At 73.1% G+C, this 18,510-nt stretch carries 17 protein-coding genes; 3 read left to right on the top strand and 14 right to left on the bottom strand.

From position 1 onward, the window contains the following. Window positions 1-49 precede the first annotated feature (49 nt). The 9 genes from ACZ7LY_RS13020 to ACZ7LY_RS12980 form a co-directional block, all read right to left on the bottom strand. Window positions 50-790: an HAD-IIA family hydrolase gene (locus ACZ7LY_RS13020; RefSeq protein ID WP_471624715.1), complete on the bottom strand. Its 741-nt coding sequence runs from the start codon at window positions 788-790 to the stop codon at window positions 50-52. A gap of 149 nt (window positions 791-939) precedes the next feature. After that, complete coding sequence (locus tag ACZ7LY_RS13015; RefSeq protein ID WP_471624612.1) at window positions 940-2,436, bottom strand: alkaline phosphatase family protein; 1,497 nt, start codon at window positions 2,434-2,436, stop codon at window positions 940-942. 143 nt (window positions 2,437-2,579) lie between these two features. Next, complete coding sequence (locus ACZ7LY_RS13010; protein ID WP_471624611.1) at window positions 2,580-3,641, bottom strand: 2-aminoethylphosphonate ABC transporter substrate-binding protein; 1,062 nt, start codon at window positions 3,639-3,641, stop codon at window positions 2,580-2,582. Window positions 3,642-3,673: 32 nt separating this feature from the next. Beyond that, on the bottom strand, window positions 3,674-4,471 hold the full coding sequence (locus ACZ7LY_RS13005; RefSeq protein ID WP_471624610.1) for an ABC transporter permease: 798 nt from the start codon (window positions 4,469-4,471) through the stop codon (window positions 3,674-3,676). Window positions 4,472-4,593: 122 nt separating this feature from the next. Then, complete coding sequence (locus ACZ7LY_RS13000) at window positions 4,594-5,466, bottom strand: 2-aminoethylphosphonate ABC transporter permease subunit (RefSeq protein ID WP_471624609.1); 873 nt, start codon at window positions 5,464-5,466, stop codon at window positions 4,594-4,596. Then, the gene (locus tag ACZ7LY_RS12995) at window positions 5,459-6,565 is read right to left on the bottom strand and encodes an ABC transporter ATP-binding protein (protein WP_471624608.1); all 1,107 of its coding nucleotides are present in this window, start codon (window positions 6,563-6,565) and stop codon (window positions 5,459-5,461) included. Before ACZ7LY_RS12995 ends, ACZ7LY_RS13000 begins: the two co-directional genes overlap by 8 nt. Window positions 6,566-6,759: 194 nt before the next feature. Beyond that, window positions 6,760-7,527 carry a GntR family transcriptional regulator gene (locus ACZ7LY_RS12990; RefSeq protein WP_471624607.1) on the bottom strand — a complete coding sequence of 256 codons (768 nt, stop codon included), beginning with the start codon at window positions 7,525-7,527 and terminating at the stop codon, window positions 6,760-6,762. A gap of 54 nt (window positions 7,528-7,581) precedes the next feature. Beyond that, entirely contained in the window at window positions 7,582-8,427 is an 846-nt protein-coding gene (locus tag ACZ7LY_RS12985) for a hypothetical protein (RefSeq protein WP_471624606.1), read from the bottom strand. 202 nt (window positions 8,428-8,629) lie between these two features. Next, window positions 8,630-9,784 carry an ROK family transcriptional regulator gene (locus tag ACZ7LY_RS12980; protein ID WP_471624605.1) on the bottom strand — a complete coding sequence of 385 codons (1,155 nt, stop codon included), beginning with the start codon at window positions 9,782-9,784 and terminating at the stop codon, window positions 8,630-8,632. Window positions 9,785-9,840: 56 nt separating this feature from the next. Between ACZ7LY_RS12980 and ACZ7LY_RS12975 the strand changes: the two genes are divergently transcribed. Together ACZ7LY_RS12975 and ACZ7LY_RS12970 are read left to right on the top strand one after the other, a co-directional pair. Then, on the top strand, window positions 9,841-10,950 hold the full coding sequence (locus ACZ7LY_RS12975; protein ID WP_471624604.1) for a Gfo/Idh/MocA family oxidoreductase: 1,110 nt from the start codon (window positions 9,841-9,843) through the stop codon (window positions 10,948-10,950). 20 nt (window positions 10,951-10,970) lie between these two features. Beyond that, window positions 10,971-11,462, top strand: a complete 492-nt coding sequence (locus ACZ7LY_RS12970; protein ID WP_471624714.1) for a heme-degrading domain-containing protein — start codon at window positions 10,971-10,973, stop codon at window positions 11,460-11,462. Between the two features lie 24 nt (window positions 11,463-11,486). On the opposite strand, the gene ACZ7LY_RS12965 is transcribed toward ACZ7LY_RS12970, so the two are convergent. The 5 genes from ACZ7LY_RS12965 to ACZ7LY_RS12945 all read right to left on the bottom strand — a co-directional run bounded on the left by ACZ7LY_RS12965 (window position 11,487) and on the right by ACZ7LY_RS12945 (window position 17,029). Next, window positions 11,487-12,980, bottom strand: coding sequence for a choice-of-anchor A family protein (locus ACZ7LY_RS12965; protein WP_471624603.1), 1,494 nt, complete (start codon window positions 12,978-12,980; stop codon window positions 11,487-11,489). A gap of 139 nt (window positions 12,981-13,119) precedes the next feature. Beyond that, window positions 13,120-13,977: a fumarylacetoacetate hydrolase family protein gene (locus tag ACZ7LY_RS12960; protein WP_471624602.1), complete on the bottom strand. Its 858-nt coding sequence runs from the start codon at window positions 13,975-13,977 to the stop codon at window positions 13,120-13,122. Between the two features lie 313 nt (window positions 13,978-14,290). Then, window positions 14,291-15,829, bottom strand: a complete 1,539-nt coding sequence (locus tag ACZ7LY_RS12955; RefSeq protein ID WP_471624601.1) for a sodium:solute symporter family protein — start codon at window positions 15,827-15,829, stop codon at window positions 14,291-14,293. Beyond that, window positions 15,826-16,047, bottom strand: a complete 222-nt coding sequence (locus ACZ7LY_RS12950) for a DUF3311 domain-containing protein (RefSeq protein WP_471624600.1) — start codon at window positions 16,045-16,047, stop codon at window positions 15,826-15,828. The genes ACZ7LY_RS12955 and ACZ7LY_RS12950 overlap by 4 nt, the downstream gene beginning before the upstream one ends. Window positions 16,048-16,117: 70 nt before the next feature. Next, the gene (locus tag ACZ7LY_RS12945; protein WP_471624599.1) at window positions 16,118-17,029 is read right to left on the bottom strand and encodes a class E sortase; all 912 of its coding nucleotides are present in this window, start codon (window positions 17,027-17,029) and stop codon (window positions 16,118-16,120) included. 240 nt (window positions 17,030-17,269) lie between these two features. Here ACZ7LY_RS12945 and ACZ7LY_RS12940 point away from each other — a divergent pair, with 240 nt between their 5' ends. Next, complete coding sequence (locus ACZ7LY_RS12940) at window positions 17,270-18,298, top strand: hypothetical protein (protein ID WP_471624598.1); 1,029 nt, start codon at window positions 17,270-17,272, stop codon at window positions 18,296-18,298. Window positions 18,299-18,510: the final 212 nt, after the last annotated feature.

Raw genomic sequence — 18,510 nt, 5'->3', positions numbered from 1 at the left:
TCCGGCCGCTTTCCGCATCCCGGGAGCGCTCCGGGCACCCCCGCGCGGGTCAGATCAGGTCGACGAGGTCCGCGATGGAGTCGACGACGTGGGAGGGCGTGTACGGGTACTTCGCGATGTCCGCGTCGCTGGTCAGGCCGGTGCGGACGAGGTAGGTGCGCATACCGGCCTCCAGGCCCGCGAGGACGTCGGTGTCCATCCGGTCGCCGATCATGGCGCTGGACTCGGAGTGGGCGCCGATCGCGTTGAGCCCGGTGCGCATCATGAGCGGGTTGGGCTTGCCGGCGAAGTAGGGCTGCTTGCCGGTCGCCTTCGTGATGAGGGCGGCGACGGCGCCGGTGGCGGGCAGCGGGCCCTCGGTGGAGGGGCCGGTCTCGTCGGGGTTGGTGCAGATGAAGCGGGCGCCCGCGTTGATCAGGCGGACCGCCTTGGTCATGGCCTCGAAGGAGTACGTGCGGGTCTCGCCGAGGACGACGTAGTCGGGGGCGTGGTCGGTGAGGACGTAGCCGATGTCGTGCAGGGCGGTGGTCAGGCCGGCCTCGCCGATGACGTAGGCGGTGCCTCCGGGGCGCTGGTCGGCGAGGAACTTGGCGGTGGCGAGCGCGGACGTCCAGATGTTGCCGACGGGGACCTCCAGGCCCATGCGGGTGAGGCGGGCCTGGAGGTCGCGGGCGGTGTAGATCGAGTTGTTCGTCAGGACGAGGAACGGCTTGCCGGACTCGCGGAGCTTCTTGATGAACGCGTCGGCGCCGGGGATCGGCACCCCCTCGTGGATCAGCACGCCGTCCATGTCGGTGAGCCACGATTCGATGGGCTTGCGCTCTGCCATGGGGTGCTCTCCTGCGGTCCGCGATGGTACAACCGTGCGCCGGCTGTGACATCCGTGGTGTCTGGGGCGCCGGGACGACTCTGTGCCGACGCCCTTCAGCCTAATCAGGATCAGGCGATCTTGACCCCGTCGACCGTCCAGAACCAGTTGTTGCCGCCGGTGTACCGGAACAGCACCTTCGCGCGGGTGGCCCCGGCGGGCACGCTCAGCGCGATGTTCTCCGTACGGGAGGGCACGTCGGCGGTGTACGTCTTCACGCTGACGGGGGCGGCGCCGTCGTAGGAGACGAGGACCTCGCCCTTCTGCGGGGACTCGTGGCGGTAGAACGTGGTGTACGTGAGCGTGGCCCGGCCGCCCGCGGGGACGGGGAAGTCGGGGCTGGTCAGGGTGGAGTCGAAAGTGCCGGTGACGGCCTTGTCGGACCACTCGTCGCCGTCGGCCACGGCGAACACGTTCCGGGCGCGGACGTTGCACTCGCGCTGCTGGTCGGGGGCGGTCTTGGTCCAGAACTCGTCGGTCGTGAACGCCCAGCCGCGCCACTCGGTGACGCCGCCGGCGCCCATCCGGGAGTTGTCGACGCTCCACCCGGCGGGCGGTGTGTGGGTGAAGCCGATGACACCGGCGCCGACGCCGCTCTCGTCGACGGGCCCGGTGAGGCTCGCGCGCAGCGTGTCGAAGGCGTCGGGCGTGGGCTGCTGCACGGGTCGCCCGTCGAGGTCCCAGGCAGGGTCGAGGGCGATGCCGAGGTGGGCGAGGGCGGTGGCGGCGACGTCGGGCATGCGCACGTCGTGGCGGACGGAGCCCGGGGTCATCGCGGAACCGACGGCGATGAGGAAGGTCTGCCTCTCCTGCCAGCTCGATCCGCCGTGGCCGCCCGCGTCGGTGTGGCCGTGGTCGGCGGTGACGAGGATCAGCCAGTCCTCGGCGGCGTACGCGGCCCTGCCCTTGATCGCGTCGACGAGCTGGCCGACCTGCGCGTCGACGCCCCGGATGGCGTCCAGGTACTGCTGGCTGGCGGCGCCGTAGGTGTGTCCGGCGTGGTCGACGTTGTCGAGCTGGACGAAGACGGCGTCGGGGTTCGCGCCCTTGAGCTGGGCGACGGCGCGGCTGGTGGTGCCGGTGTCGTACTCGGCGCTCGGGGTGGAGACGCGGGTGTCGACCTTGGCGGAGAAGACGGTGTCGGTGATCGGGGCCCAGGAGGAGACGGCGTACGTGGACAGGCCCGGCTTCGCGGTCTCGGCGCGGGTGAGGAAGTCGGGGTACTGGGCGAAGGCGTTGCCGGTGAAGGCGTTGTCCTTGACCTTGTGCTTGTCGGGCCACACGCCGGTGATGAGGGTGGACCAGCCGGGACCGGACATGGTCGGCGCCATGGGGTTGGCGTAGATCGGGCTGGGCGCGGTCAGGCCCGCCGCCATGAGGGCCGCCAGGCGGGGCGCGGCGGCGTCCTTGACGCGGCTGAGGAGGGTGCCGTCGAGGCCGATGACGAGGACCTTCGGCGTCTTCGTGGCGGCGTGCGCGGCGGTGGCGGGCAGGGCGACGGCGACGGCCGCGGTGGCGGTGCCGATGAGCAGGGAGCGGCGGGAGATTCCGTGCGGGCGGCGCGACATGCGGTTCCTCCGGTGGGTGGGATGCGGCGGTCCAACGCCCTTGAATAAACAGGGGCGTTGGACCAGACCCGTTATCTTCTGGTGACGTACGGGCGGAGCGCCATGGACATTCGTCGCCGCCCGATGGACGAACTGACGGCCACTCAGCTGCCGGTGGCGGCCTTCCAGTCCTCCACGTACGTCTGGAGGTTCTTGTCGATGTCGTTCCAGTCCGGCTCGAAGATCTCGACGCCGTCCATGATCTTGGCGAGGGCCTGGGCGTTGGCGTCGGTGGCCTTGATGTCGCCGCGCGCCGCGAAGCCGCCGCCGATGGAGCTGACCTCGCGCTGCTGCTCGGTGGCGAGCATGAAGTCGAGGAGCTTCTTGCCGTTGGCGGTGTGCGGGGCGTTCTTGACGAGCCCGGCCGCGTACGGCAGCGCGAAGGAGGTGGGCTTGCCGCCCTCGGTCTTCGGGAACCAGATGCCGAGGTTCGGCATGTCCTTGGACTGGGCGTAGCTCATCTGCACATCGCCGTTGGCGACGAGGAGTTCGCCCTTGTCCACCTTGGGGGCGAGCTTGCCGGTGGAGGCGGACGGGCCGACGTTGTTGGCCTGGAGCTTCTTCAGGTACTCCATGGCGGGCTTCTTGCCGCCGAAGTCGTGCATGGCCTTGACGACGACGGCGGTGCCGTCACCGGCGACGCCGGGGGTGGAGTACTGGAGCTTGTTCTTGTACTTGCCGTCGAGCAGTTCCTGCCAGGTCGCCGGGGCCTGCTTCAGCTCCTTCTTGTTGTAGATGAAGGAGAAGTAGTTGTTGACGACGGAGGTCCAGGTGCCGTCGGCGGCCTTGTCGGCGCCGTCGACCTGCTCGGATCCCTTGGGCTTGTAGGCGGTGAGCAGGCCCTTGCCGCCGGCCTGCTGGATGAAGGGCGGCAGCGTGATCAGCAGGTCGGCCTGCGTGTTGGACTTCTCGCGGACGGCGCGCTGCACCATCTCGCCGGAGCCGCCCTCCACGTACTTGACCTTGATGCCGGTCTTCGCGGTGAAGTCCTTGAAGACCTTGTCGTACCAGCCGTCGCCGTTCTCGCCCTTGAGGCCGTCGGCGCTGTAGACGGTGACGGTCTTGTCGTCGGCGGCGGCGGAGCCGCCCCCGCAGCCGGTCAGGGAGGCGGCGAGGACGAGGCTGCCGGCGGTGGCGGCGAGCGCGGTGAGCTTGTGGGTGCGCATGGCGTGGTGAACTCCAGTACGGCGTGAGGGTGTCATCGGTAGGAGGCCCTGGTACGGATGCGGGAGACCGCGAGCAGGACGAGGAGGGTGGCGCCCATGAGGACGACCGAGATCGCGGAGCCCGTGAACAGCGAGCCGCGGTCGGTGACGGCGTAGATCTGCACCGGCAGCGGCATCCAGTCGGGCGGGTAGAGCATCATCGTGGCGCTCAGCTCACCCATGGACAGGGCGAAGCAGAGGCCGGCCGCCGCGTTCAGCGACGGCAGCAGGAGCGGCAGCTTCACCTTCCACAGGACGTACGCGGGGCGGGCCCCGAGCGACGCCGCCGCCTGTTCGTACGCCGGGTCCAGACGCACGATGGCGGCCGAGACCGACTGGTAGGCGAACGCCGTGACAAGAATGGTGTGCGCGAGGACGACGATCCAGCGCGTGCCGTTGAGCAGCATCGGCGGCTTGCTGAACGCGACGAGGACGGCGAGCCCGACGACGACCGAGGGCACCGCGACCGGCAGCACGAACAGCGCGTCGAGGAACCTGCGCCCGCGCTTCTTCAGACCGGCGGCGGCGAGCGCGGCCCACCCCCCGACGACGAGCGCGAGGGCGCTCGCGGTGACGGCGGTGATCAGGCTGGTGGTCAGCGCGTTCAGCGACTCCCCGCTGGTGGCGGCCTGGTAGTGGCCGCCGGTGAAGCCGGAGGGCAGGGCGCCGGACCAGTTGGTGGCGAAGGACGCGGCGACGATGACGAGCAGCGGCAGCGCGAAGACCGGCAGGAAGAGGGCGAAGAAGACGACCCAGGTCGCCCACTTGCCGCCCTTGCTATGGACGAGCACGGGAGATCACCGCCACGTGGGGACGCCCGGACGCGGGCGCGGGAGAGGGTGCGGGAGGGGGTGCGGGAGGGGGTGCGGGAGGGGGTGCGGGTGAGCGGCGCGCACGGGCGGGCGCCGGGGTCTCAGGCGCCGACACGGCGGCTCACCACCCGGTAGACGCCGTACAGGCCGACGGAGAGGACGACGTTGATGACGGCGACGACGCAGGCGCCCGGGTAGTCGGACTCCAGGATGGCCTTGCCGTAGACGAGCATCGGCAGGGTCGTGACGCCCTTGGCGCCGGTGAACAGGACGATGCCGAACTCGTTGAGGCACATCACGAGGACGAGCGCGCCGCCCGCCGCGAGCGCCGGCAGCGACTCGGGCAGGATGACCTGCCGCACGATCCGCCAGGGCCGCGCGCCGAGCGAGGAGGCGACCTCCAGCTGCGCGGTCTCCACCTGCGAGAACGCGGCGAGCAGCGGCCGCATCACGAACGGCGTGAAGTACGTGATCTCCGCGAGGAGCACGCCCCAGGGCGTGGCGAGGAACTGGAAGGGGCCGCTGGCGGCGCCGGTGACGTCCGTCCACAGCCCGTTCGCCATGCCGACCTGGCCGTAGACGAACAGCAGGGCGAGCGTGATGAGGAACGAGGGGAAGGAGAGGAACACGTCGATGAACTTGGCGACGGCCTTTCCCCCGGGGAACGGCACGAACGCGATGACCAGCGCGAGCGCGAACCCGAGCACCAGGCACCCGGCGGTCGAGCCGAGCGCCAGCCACACGGTCGTGCCCAGCGCCTCGCGGAACGCGTCCGAGGCGAAGACGTCGGCGTACGGCTTGAGCGACGTGCCGCCGGTGTCGGGCTGGAAGGACTGCTGGACGACGAGGAACAGCGGGTAGAGGAAGACGACCGCGAGCGCCGCGACGGGCGGCAGCGCCCACACCCAACCACCCGTTTTTTTACGAAACTTCGGTGCGGCCTGCACGGTGGCGGTGAGCGCGGCGCTAGCCATCGGACACCCCCGCCGTGAGCAGCACCGCGTCCTCGGGCGCGAAGTGCACGGTGACCTGCTCGCCGAGCGCGGGCGGGGTACGCAGCTCGCGCAGGTCGGCCTTGAGGCGGTGGCCGTCGATGTCGACGTAGAGGCGGTGGGTGGAGCCGCGCCACTGGACCTCGGTGACCTCGCCGGTCAGGGCGTTGGGTCCGGCGCCGAGGCCGACGAGGTGCGGGCGCACGCACAGGGTGGCGCCCGCGCCCGCGGCGGCGTCCCGCGTGGCGACCTTCAGTTCGGCGCCGCCGAAGGAGACCGTGTCCCCGGTGCCGGGGGCGACGGTGACGGGCAGGAGGTTGGCGTTGCCGACGAAGGACGCGGTGAACTCGGTGCGCGGGCGCCGGTACAGGTCCTGCGGGGTGCCGACGTCCTGGAGGCGGGCCTTGTCCATGACGGCGATCCGGTCGGCGAGCGTCAGCGCCTCGATCTGGTCATGGGTGACGTACAGGATGGAGACATCGGGCAACTCACGGTGCAGACGGGCCAGTTCGGCGAGCATCCCGGAGCGGAGCTGGGCGTCGAGCGCGGACAGCGGCTCGTCGAGGAGGAGCACGCCGGGGCGGATGGCGAGGGCGCGGGCGATGGCGACGCGCTGCTGCTGGCCGCCGGACAGCTCGCGCGGGTAGCGCTGGGCGTAGGCGGCCATGCCGGTCAGTTCGAGCGCTTCGGCGACGCGGCCGGGTATCTCGGCCTTCGGCACCTTCTGCGCCTTCATGCCGAAGGCGACGTTGTCGGCGACGCGCATGTGCGGGAAGAGGGCGTACTGCTGGACGACCATGCCGATGCCGCGCCGGTGCGGGGGCAGGTCGGTGACGTCCCGGCCGCCGATGAGGACGCGGCCCGACGCGGGGCGCACGAACCCGGCGACGGCGCGCAGGGCGGTGGTCTTGCCCGAGCCGGACGGGCCGAGCAGGGCCATGACCTCGCCGGGTTCGACGGTGAGGTCGAGGGAGTCGAGGACGGTGGCGTTGCCGTAGGCGACGCTGACCCGCTCGAAGCGGATGCCACTGCGACTCTCGGCGCGGGTCTCGGAACGGTGCGCGGCCTGGGTCCCGCTCATGCGGCGGCCCCCCGGGCCGGGGCTTCGGTTGCGGTCAGCTCTCTCACGGCGGCCACGCTCCTCGGGGCGGGTGTCCCGCGCGGGTCCGCCCGGCAACGGGACGGTGAACTACCACCCAAGGTTGGCCTAGACCCGTTACCAGCCTGTTATGCGCAAGGTCCGTGCGGCCCCAACTCGCCCCGGCCCGCCGGGAGTTACCCCCCGCGCTCGACCAAACGCGTGGTGAACGAGAACCGGTCGCCCCGGTAAAGCGTCCGCACCCGCTCGGTGGGCCGCCCGCCGGTGTCGTAGGAGACGCGGTGGATGAGCAGCATGGGCAGCGCGGGCGGGGTGCCGACGAGCAGCGCCTCACGCGGCGTGGCGAGCACGGTCTCAATGCGTTCGTCGGCGGACCCGAACGCGATGCCGAGGCGTTCATGGACGTACGAGTAGAAGGACGAGTCCGGGTCGAAGTCGATGTCGAGCCGGGGCACCCGCGCCACCGGCAGATAGGTGGACTCCAGGCCCACCCGCTCGTCGTCGGCGAGCAGCACGCGCTCCATGTGCCAGACCGGCTCGCCGCGCGCGACCCCGATCTCGGCGGCGAGCGCGGGCGGGCACGGGAAGCGGTCGAGCCCGATGAGGTTGCGGCCGGGCCTGCGGCCCTGGCGGCGCACGCCCTCGGTGTACGAGGCCAGCGACAGCGGCTGCTCCAGCTTGGGCCCGGCGATGACGGTGCCGCGTCCCTGGCGGCGCAGCCGTCCCTCCAGGAGCAGTTCGCGCAGCGCCTGCCGCACCGTCTCGCGGGAGACCTCGTAGCGCACGGCGAGATCGCGCTCGGTGGGCAGCGTCTCGCCCTCGCCCAACTCGCCGATGAGCGCGCCGATCAGCGCCTTCACCGCGTAGTACTTCGGGATGCGGCCGTGCTCGGGGATGCCGTCGCGCACGGGGGCGCCGGGTGCCTGGTCGTTCGGGTAGTCCACGCGTGGATGGTCCCAGACTCCGGTGAACGCCCCTCAGCACCGGCTGAACGGCCCTCAGCGGCGGCGCGGGCCCCCGCGCCGGGCGGCGAGCACGAGCGCGGCGCCGGTGCCGAGCAGCGCGGCGGACACGGCGGCGAGCCCGCGCAGGGTGGCGGGCCGTGAGCCGGTACGGGCGAGCTGGGGCGGGCCGGACGGCTGGGCACGGCCGGGGACACGGCCCGGGGGCGTGTCGGTGGGCGCGGCGGCCGGGGCGAGGACGGCGAAGGGGTAGTCGGCGGACTCCCCCACCCAGTCGCCGTCGTCCGCGCGCCGCCGTACGAGGGCCGCGTCGGCGACCACCCGCCCCGGCGCCGCGTCGTCGGTGAACGCGAGCCGGACGGGTACGTCGAGGCTCGCGCCCGGGGCGAGGGTGAACCCGGGGAAGCCGTCGTCGAAGACGCCGATGTTCTCCGCGCGGCCGGTGCGCTCGAACGGCACGGGCCGCCACCGCCCCCCGGCCCGGAACTCCATCCGGATCTGCGCCGGCTCCAACTCCCGCGCGTCGTCCACGAGCACGAGCACCGGGTGCAGGGCGGCGCAGGTGGCGCGGCTGGTGTTGCGCAGCTCCAGCCGCCAGGGCGCGGGCCCGGCACCGGCCCGGTAGGTACGGGGGGCCTCGCGCACGCGGGCGGTCACGGGGAAGTCGGCACCGTCACGCGCGGCGTCACAGGCGGGCGCGTCGGCGGCGGCGGCTCCGGGGGCGGGCGCGTCGGTGAGGGGCGCGTCGGCGAGGGGCGCGTCGGCGGCGGGATGTGCGGTCCGTGCGGCCGCCGGGGCGGCGGCGGCCGGGGGCGGGGCCACGGCCGCGAGGGCGGCGGCGGTGGCGGCCGTGGCGAGGGCGAGCGGGCGGCGCAGTCGCATGAAGTGCCTTTGCGGGTCGCGGAGTCGGGCGCCCGTCGCGGCCCGGGACGGCCACGGCGGTCCTGGGTGGTGCCCTTCGGACCGCCGCGCTCGCGGGACGGACCGGAGGAGGACCCCGGTCCCGGAATCTGCCACGCGCTTCGGGCCGCGCCGGGCAGACCCTCGGACCCGTTCGGCTCATTGGCCGTCAAAGTCCCCTCGTTCAGCTCACGTTCCGCCCGGAGAGGTTCGCGGGCGCCGCCGCGTTCCCCCGGCCGAACAGCGGCGCGAGGATCAGCTGGGCCGCGCCCTCCACGACGAGCGTCGCCCCGCCGGGAGCCGCCCGTACCGGTGTCCCGGACCCGCCGCGTCTGCGTGCCCGCGCCCGCAGCACCGCGCCCACCCCGGCGACGAATCGCTCCTCGTCGGCGGTGACCGTGCGCCCGCCGAGCAGCACCGCGTCGATGTCGAGCAGGCTCACCACGTTGCCCGCGCCCTCGCCGAGCACCCGCGCGGCCTCGTCCACGTCCCCCTCGGCGACGGCGGCGAGGCACAGCGCCTCGACGCAGCCCCGGTTGCCGCACTCGCACAGGGGCCCGTCGAGCTGGATGACCTGATGCCCGAACTCCCCCGCCCCCGTCCGCGCGCCCCGGTGCAGGACGCCGTCGAGGACGAGCCCGGCGCCCAGGCCCGTACCGAGATGGAGATAGGCGAACGAGCGCTCGCTCTCGCCGTCGAGGGCGAGCGCCAGCGCGGCGGCGTTGGTGTCCTTGTCGACGACGACCGGCAGCCCCAGCCGCTCCGCGAGGGCGTCCCGCAGCGGGAAACCGTCCCACTGCGGGAACCCGGTGACCCGGTGCAGCACGCCCGCCGCATGGTCCAGCGGGCCCGGTACGGCGACGCCGACGCCGAGCACGGTCGCCGGGCCCGCGCTCTCCGCGTCGCCGAGCAGCCCGTCCACCGCGCACGCCGTGTCCGTGAGGACCGCCTCCGCGCCCGCGCCGAGGTCCAGCGGGGCCCGCCTGCGCGCGACGACCGCGCCGGAGAGGTCCGCGAGCACGGCGTGCAGCTCGTCGCGGTCCAGGTGCAGGCCCACCGCGTGCCCGGCACCGGCGACCAGGCGCAGCACCGTGCGCGGCTTGCCGCCGGTGGAGGCGCGCCGGCCGGCCTCCACGACGAGCCCGTCGCCGCGCAGCCGGGCGGTGATCTTGCTGACGGCCTGCGGGGTGAGCCCGGTGCGCTCGGCCAGCTCCAGACGGCTGATGCCCGCCTCGCCCGCGCCGCGCAGCAGCCCGAGCACGAGCGCCGCGTTGTGCCCGCGCAGGGCGCTCAGGTTCACGCCGGCGGTCGGGACGAGGGGCCTCACATGGGTGTTCACGCCTCCATTGTCTCTCCCGCTTGCACTTTGGCAACACCGTTGCTTAAGTGGGAGGCATGGAACGTACGACTGACAAGGACGCCACTGACCAGGGCGCCCCCGCCAAGGTGGGGCTCGTCGGCTTCGGCCTGGCGGGGTCCGTCTTCCACGCCCCGATGATCGCCGCGACCGAGGGCCTGGTGCTCGACACCGTGGTCACCTCCAACCCCGAGCGGCAGGCGCAGGCCCGCGCCGAGCACGGGGACGGGCTGCGCTTCGCGGACTCCCCGGACGAGCTGTGGGCGCGGGCGGACGAGCTGGACCTCGTCGTGCTCGCGTCCCCGAACAAGACGCACGTACCGCTCGCCACGGCCGCCCTGGAGGCCGGCCTGCCGGTCGTCGTCGACAAGCCCGTCGCGGGCACGGCCGCCGAGGCGCGGCGGCTCGCGGACCTCGCCGACGAGCGCGGGCTGCTCCTGTCGGTCTTCCAGAACCGCCGCTGGGACAACGACTTCCTGACCCTGCGCAAGCTCCTCGCGGACGGCGAGCTGGGCGACGTATGGCGGTTCGAGTCGCGGTTCGAGCGCTGGCGGCCGAAGCCCAAGGGCGGCTGGCGCGAGTCCGGCGACCCGAAGGAGATCGGCGGTCTCCTGTACGACCTCGGCAGCCACGTCGTCGACCAGGCGCTGGTGCTGTTCGGCCCGGCCGTCGAGGTCTACGCCGAGTCCGATGTGCGCAGGGACGGCGCGGAGGCCGACGACGACACGTTCATCGCGCTCACCCACGCCGGCGGCGTCCGCTCCCACCTGTACGTCTCCGCGACGACCGCGCAGCTCGGCCCGCGCTTCCGCGTCCTCGGCTCGCGGGCGGGCTATGTGAAGTACGGCCTCGACCCGCAGGAGGCGGCGCTGCGCGGGGGCCGCAGGCCCGGCTCCGGCGACGGCGCGTGGGGCGTCGAGGACGAGTCGCTGTGGGGCCGCGTCGGCGCCGGGGAGTCCCCGCTGACCGGCGGCGGCACCCCGCTGCCCACCCTCGACGGCGACTACCCCGCGTTCTACGCCGCCGTCGCCGCCGCCCTGCGCGACGGCGCCCCGAACCCGGTCCCGGCGACCGAGGCCGCCGCCGCGCTCGACGTGCTGGAGGCGGCCCGCCGCTCCGCCGAGCAGAAGGTGACGGTGACGCTGTGAGCGCCGGGGACGCGGTGAGCATGGGTGACGCCGTGAGCGCCGGGCCCGTCGCTCCGTCCGTCGCGGAGCTGGAGGAGCAGGAACGGCTGCTCGTCCTGGAGTCGTTCACGTACGAGGACGCCTGGCGGCTCGGCTGCCTCCTGGTCGAGCTGGCGCGGGAGCGGCAGGCGCCGGTCGCCGTCGACATCACGCGCGGCGGCCAGCAGGTCTTCCACGCGGCGCTGCCCGGTTCGACGCCGGACAACGACTCGTGGATCGTCCGCAAGCGGCGCGTCGTGGAGCGCTATCACTGCGCTTCGTACCTCGTCGGCAGCCGCTTTCGCGCGAAGGGCACGACGTTCGAGGACTCCTCCCGCCTGGACCCGGACCAGTACGCGGCGCACGGCGGCGCGTTCCCGCTCCGGGTGCGACAGGCGGGCGTGGTCGGCGTGGTCACGGTCTCCGGACTGCCGCAGATCGAGGACCACGCCCTGGTGGTGGAGGCGCTGACCCGCTTCACCGGCGCGGGCTGAACCTGCCCGGGCGCGGGCGCCGGGTCACCTGCGGCGGGTGGGGCGGCGCAGGCGCAGGGACGCGAAGATCAGCGCCCCGACGGTCACGGTGAGCGCGGCGATGGCGCCGAGGACGGCCGCGCCGGGCTTCGAACCGTCGCCGGTCTTGGCCAGCTCGCCACCGCCTCCGCCACCGCCGCCGGTCGTTCCGCCGTCCGCCGCTCCCCCGGTGCCGCCGTCACCGCCGTCGCCGCCGCCGGTGGTCGTGCCGGGGGTGCTGTCCGAGGGGCTCGGGGTGGGGGTCGGGGTCACCGAGTCCGAGGGCGAGGGGGTCGGCGTCGGAGTCGGCGTGACGACCGCCGTGGTCGGCGACGGCGTCACCGGCTCCGTGGGCGAGGGGGTGACGGGCTCGGTCGGCGACGGGGTCACCGGGTCCGTGGGCGAAGGCGTGACCGGGTCCGTCGGGGACGGAGTCGGCGCCGTCTCACAGCTCGGCAGGTCCCCGTCGAACGGGTACGCGTGGAACTCCTGACCCCCTCCGCCCGACGCGGCGGACGAGTGCGTGAGCGAACCGGCCGTGTAGAAGCGGCCGTTCATCCCCGACGCGGTCACGGTCGCCGTACTGCCCGGGTCCCCGATGAGGACGCTGCCGGAGAACTGCGCGGTGCCGGTGACGGACACGTTCGTCGCGTCGGGGAAGTTCCACAGCAGTCGGTCGCGGAGCGCGGCCGGGAGCATCGCCTCGTACGAGCTGATCTCGCGGGCCTTGCCGTACACGTTGACGAGGACGGTCGCGCCGGCCGGGATGCCCTTGAAGGCGTAGCCCTGCTGGCCGCCCTTCGCGCTCACCATGTCGAAGTCGACGTCGAAGACCTGGATCGGGGAGCGGCCGTCGCCCGTGAAGGTCGTGGTGGACCCGTCGTTGACGGCGGTGCCGGTGGGGGTGCGGCGGGCGCCGTCGACGTACGCGTAGCAGCGGCTGGCGTCGGTGAGCTGCTGCCGCAGTGAGGCGTAGGGCGCGGCGGCGTCGGGGTCCGCGACGGTCTTGGTCTCGACGGTGCCGGTGAGCGTGCCGCCGTGCCGCAGGACACCGCTGGCCTTGGAGTCCTCGACGGCGAGGCGTTCGCCGGAGGCGATGGTGACCGTCTTGCCGACGGTGAGGAAGTCCGTGCCGTCGTCCGGGGGGACGCGCGAGCCGACACCGGCGACGCCGACGTTGTAGATGCTGGAGGCGCCCGCGTCCTTGTCCTGGTCGAAGGCGCCGAGGACGACGACCTTGCCCTCGGCCTCGGCGGCGGCTTTACGTACGTTCATGTCGCCGCCGACATAGATGTTGATGTTGTTGTCCCGGCCGGACAGGTCGCCGTTGTGGGGGTCGGGATAGACGGCGGGGCAGTTCGCGCCCAGGCACGGGCCGAGCCCGCCGGGCAGCGGATCGGCGTGGGCGGGCCCGGCGGCGACCCCGACGACGACGAGGGCCGCGCAGGCCGCGCCGAAGGGCAGGGGGACGGATCGGGCGAAGGCGCGCGTTTTTCCCATGAACGCACTATCGGAATAATCCCCCTCGCCCTGGTGCAGACACGCACGCCCGCGCCGTGAACAGGGCGCGTTCAGCGCATCGCGCGCCCGAAGGGCCGGCCCCGGGCAGGAGCCCGGACCCGGGGCCCGGCCCTTCGTCTCACGCCGCCTTGAGGGACTGGCGCTGGCAGCCGAGGCCGTCGATCTCCAGTTCCACGACGTCACCGGCGCGCAGGTACGGCTTGGGTTCCGGCCGGCCCATGGCGACGCCGGCGGGCGTGCCGGTGTTGATGACGTCGCCGGGGTAGAGCGTCATGAACTGGCTGACGTACCGCACGACCTCCGCGACCGGGAAGATCTGGTCGGCGGTGCTGCCGGACTGCTGCAACTCCCCGTTGACCCACAGCCGCAGCCCGAGCGCCTGCGGGTCGGCGACCTCGTCGGCGGTGACCAGCCAGGGGCCGAGCGGATTGAACGTCTCGCAGTTCTTGCCCTTGTCCCAGGTGCCGCCGCGCTCGATCTGGAACTCCCGCTCGGACACGTCGTGCGCGACGGCGTACCCGGCGACGCAGGCGAGTGCGGCGTCGTGCGACTCCACGTAGCGGGCTGTACGTCCGATGACCACGGCCAGTTCGACTTCCCAGTCCGTCTTGGTCGAGCCGCGCGGGACCAGCACGGTGTCGTGCGGGCCGACGACCGTGTCCGCCGCCTTGAAGAAGATCACGGGTTCGGCGGGGACGGCGGCGCCGGTCTCGGCGGCGTGGTCGTGGTAGTTCAGGCCGATGCAGACGACCTTGCCGATGCGGGCGACCGGAGGGCCGACGCGCAGCCCCGTCTGATCCAGCACGGGCAGGTCCCCCGCGTCGGCGGCGGCCCTGATCCGGCCGAGCGCGGCGTCGTCCGCGAGCAGCTCTCCGTCGATGTCGGGGACGACACCGGACAGGTCGCGCAGGGTCCCCTCGGCGTCCAGGAGCGCGGGGCGCTCGGCGCCGGGCGGACCGACTCGCAGCAGCTTCATGGTGTAACTCCCTCTGCAGTAGGAGGAGCCTCCACGGCCTGGTGCGGCGTACAGCCATCGGAGGACTGGTCGATCCTCCAAGCTCCAAGCCCCCACCGCAATACCCCGCCCAAGGACTGGACCGTAACCACCCCCACTCCCCGGGGCTCCGCCCCGAACCCCGCTCCTCAATCGCCGGAGGGGCTGGAAGCAGACGATGAGGCCAACTCCCTAAGGGGCGCGGGGAACTGCGCGACCAGCCACAACGAAACCCGCACCCGGCGACAAACCCTGGGGCCCCGCAGGGGGCGCGAGGAACTGCGCAACGGTCAGGTCAGCCCCGCTCACCCCTCAACTCACCAGCACCCGCAACCCCCAACGGCTCCCGCGCCATAACCTCCCCGTCGGGACGGCTGTCACGGTCCGCCGGAGTCGCGTACGTCACCGCGAGGGTCACCGCCAGGTTCGCCGCGAGGGCGAGAATGCCCGCGTTCACGCCGAACACCGGGTCATGCCCGCCGAAGACGAGCACGCACACCAGCGCCACCCCCACCGCGAGCCCGCTGACCGCGCCGACCAGGCTCAACCGCCGCCACACCAGCCCCACCAGCAGCATCGGCAGCAGTTGGGCCATGCCCTCGTACGAGATGAGGGAGAGCCGGACGAGGGTGTTGGGCGCCGCGTAGGTGAGGACCAGGGCGAGGGCGCCCGCGACCACCACGACGAGCTGCGCCCCGCCCTTGCGCCCACCCCCCGCGTCAGCGTCACCGCCGGCGTCACCGCCCCGCCGCAGCAGCGGCAGCACGCTGGAACCCCACATCGTGCCGATGACCAGCATGAACACGGCCATCGGCACGATCGACGACAGCGCGGCGGCCGTCCCGACGACGCCGACGGCCCACGCGGGCAGCGAGTCCGTGACCAGTTTGAACAGCGCGAGGTTCGAGCCCGCCCCCGTCAGCCCCGGCACGACGAACAGCGCGGCCATGCCGAGCAGCATCGGCACGAACAGCAGGACGTTGTACGCGGGCAGCCACATCGCGTTGCGGCGCAGGGCGTCGGCGCTGCGGGCCCCGAGGTACCCGGCGACGGTGGTCGGGAAGATGACGACGGTGAACGCGTTGAGGAAGGTCGTCGTGGCGAACCAGGCCGTCCCGTACGGGGAACCGCCGCTGCCCGGCAGCGTCAGCCAGTCCCGCTTCTGCTCGACGAGCCGGTGCAGGAAGTCCCCGTAACCGTCGAAGTAGTGCAGCGGCACGTACACCGCCAGGAACGCGAGCGTGACGATGACCAGCAGGTCCTTGAGGACGGACACCCAGGCGCTGCCGCGCAGCCCGCTGACCACGACGAACGCGGTGGTGACGGCGAAGCCGACGAAGTACGCCCAGTTCAGGCTGATCGCGCCGTAGGAGATCGTGGAGACGACGACGCCCATGCCGGTGATCTGCAACTGGATGTACGGCAGCAGGAACACCGTCACGAGCACGGTCACCGCCGCGCCCAGCCAGGGCCGCCCGAAGCGGTGCGCGACCATGTCGGTGATCGAGACGAGCCCGTGTTCGCGCGCGTACGCCCACAGCATCGGACCGACGACGTACCCGATGGCGTAACCGCAGGTCATGTACGCGACGACGTACAGGACGGGCGCGCCGAAGTTGTAGCCCCAGCCGGCGGCGCCGAGGTAGCTGAAGCTGGTGTAGCCCTCGCCGGCCATCAGCACCCAGATGAAGACGGCGCCGAGCGAGCGCCCGCCCACCGACCACTCGGCGAGCCCGCCGCCCCGGCCCCGGCCGCGCACGGCGAGCAGCCCGAGGGCGACGGTGACGGCCATGAACAGCCCGAACAGGCCGGTGGCGATCGCGGTGTCGCTCATGACCGGCCCCCACGGGCCGCGCGGACCGTGCGCGCCTTCTGGTCCGCGCGCCAGGTCAGCCATACGGCGGCGGGCGTCACGAGGGTCGCGCCGAGCAGCCATACGAAGAGGAACGGCAGCCCGAACACGACCGGTTCGACCCGGTTGACGAACGGGAGCGCGCCGACGAACAGCACGAAGGGCGCGAGGAGCCAGAGGAGCTGAGGCCGTTTGATCACGGGCAAGGAGCCTAACGGCCGCGCGGCGCCTCAGCGGGTCCGCGTCCGCCGCAGCGAGGCCGCATCCGGGTCAGCGGGGCCGCATCCGGGTCAGCTTGCCCCAGACGACGAGCCGGTAGCGGGAGGTGTACTCGGGGGTGCAGGTGGTGAGCGTGATGTAGTACCCGGCCTCGCGGTACCCGGCCGACGGCACGACCCGGCTGCGCGGCACGGCCCCGATCACGCCCCCGTCGTGCGCGGAGGTCCGGTCGAGCCGCTTGTCGACGACGTACGTGTAGACGGCCTGGCGGGTGGAGACGGTGAGCGTGTCGCCGCGGCGCAGCCGGTTGATGTAGCGGAACGGCTCGCCGTGCGTGTTGCGGTGCCCGGCGAGCGCGAAGTTCCCGGCGCCGCCGGGCTGAGCGGTGCCGGGGTAGTGCCCGACGTACCCGTGATTGAGCACGGCGGCCTTGCTGACGCCCTCGGCGACGGGGGCGCGCAGGCCGAGGCGCGGGATGTCGATGACGGCGTACGCCTGGTCCCAGCGGGGGCGCGCGGGACCGCGGGAGCCGCTGGAACCACTGGAACCGCTGGCCGGACCGGAGCTGCCGAGGCCGCTGGACGACCGATGATCACCGGCACCACCGGAACCACGGGAGTCGCCGGACCCACCAGCCCCATTGGACCCGTCAGCCCCACTGAGATCGCCGGAGTCACTCGCGTCACCGGGCCCGCCGCCGGCCCCCGTCCCCCGCCCGGCCCCGCCCCCGCCGCCCCACTCCCGCTCCAGGGCCCGCACCTGCCGAGCCGCGTCGGCGCTCGCCTGCCGGTTCGTCCACCACAACTGGTGCACGACGAGCAGGAGCAGCACGAGCCCGGCGGTGACGGCGACCTCGGCGCCGTTCCACAGGAGCCGGCCGGCCCGGGAGCGCGCGGGGCCGTCCCGGCGCCGCCCGTGGGCGACGACTGCGGGCCGGTCGGCGTGACGCGTACGCAGCAGCACGCGCGCAAGATAGAACGCCGCCCGCGAACTCTCCAGCCCTACGCACGCCCCGTACGCGCATGTCCCGTACACCCCGACCCGTACGCCCCGACCCGTACGCCACCGGCACGGCCGTACCGTTCACGCCCCGCCACCCGCCCGTCACCCACCCGCCATGCCCGCCATGGCCGCCGTACCGGCCGTGGCGTTCACCCGTCGGACCGCTGCCCAGCCCCGCCGCCTCGGCGCTACGGTGGGCGCATGCGCCCCGACACGCCAGCCACGCCCGCCGAGAACGATCGCGCCGACCACGTCGCGGAAGCCGAGCGCCTGGAGCGCACGGCGGCGATGTACCCCGAGGACGCCGAACACCTGCTCCTCCAGGCCGCGGCCCACTACGAACTCGCCGACGCCCGCGAGCGCGCCACCGCCCACTACGACGCCCTGCTCGCCGCCCCCGGCGTCCAGTCCCCCTCCCTGATCCGCGCGCTGAAGGCGGCGAACCTGTGGGAGTACGGGCACGAGGCGGAGGCCCGCGCCATCATCACGGGCCTGCGCACGACGGCCCCGCGCGAACCGGCGCCATGGGTGATCGCGGCGGAGTCCCTCGAAGCGCACGACGAGCTGGAGCAGGCGCACGAGACGTTCACGGAGGCGCTGGAGCTGCTGCTCCCGGAGGCGGAGCGCGCCGACCCGCCGTACGCGAAGCACCCCCTGCTCCTCGGCCGGCACCGGGTGCGCCGGCTGCTCGGGGCGCCGCACGACGCGTGGGACGCCGTCGCGGACCAGGTCAACCGGGCGTCGGTCTCCCTCGACGAACTGCACGACCCGGGGCGCCTGTGGTCGCTCGGCTCGGAGAACCCGGCGGACCTGCGCGCGGAGATCGTCCGGCTCCGCGCCGAACTGGGCTCGTACCGGGAGGCGCTGTCCCGCCCGTTCCCGGTGGCGGTGCTGCACTGGCCGTCGACGGAGTACGCGGAACTCCTCGCGGCGTATCCGTCCCTGGCCTCCGAATACCCCTCCTACGAGGCCCACTTGGCGTCGATAGAGGGCGCCCTGCGCGAACTGGCCGCGTCCGGCACGGGCAACCTCGGCATCGTCACGGGCACGGTCCCCTCCTACGAGGCGTTCGCCGCGTCCGAGGCGTCCTCCCCCACGGAGACGACGCTCCTCCCCCAGTACGCCACGACCCTCGCGGCCCGAGGCCGAGCCACCCCCTGGCCCCCGGCCCCCGACGCCCCCTGCTGGTGCGGCGCGAACCACCGCTACGAGACTTGCCACGGCGCCTGACGGGCCCCTTCTCCGGACTGTGCCGCACCCGCCGCACGCGGCACAGCCCGCCGAGTCTTCACAACTTCCTCACCAGGGCCTTCGCCGCGCCCGTGGGACAACTCCCGGTCCACGCGGCGCCGATGGCGCATACCGCGCCGACCACCCTGTTTCGACAGCGGGACACGCGATGTCAGACCTTTACAGTACCGTCACACGCACTGACTGAGTAG

It is taken from the genome of Streptomyces sp. NPDC107550 (assembly GCF_055639095.1).
Note: the sequence above shows the minus strand (reverse complement) of the source record. Positions and strands in the feature narration are given on the sequence as shown.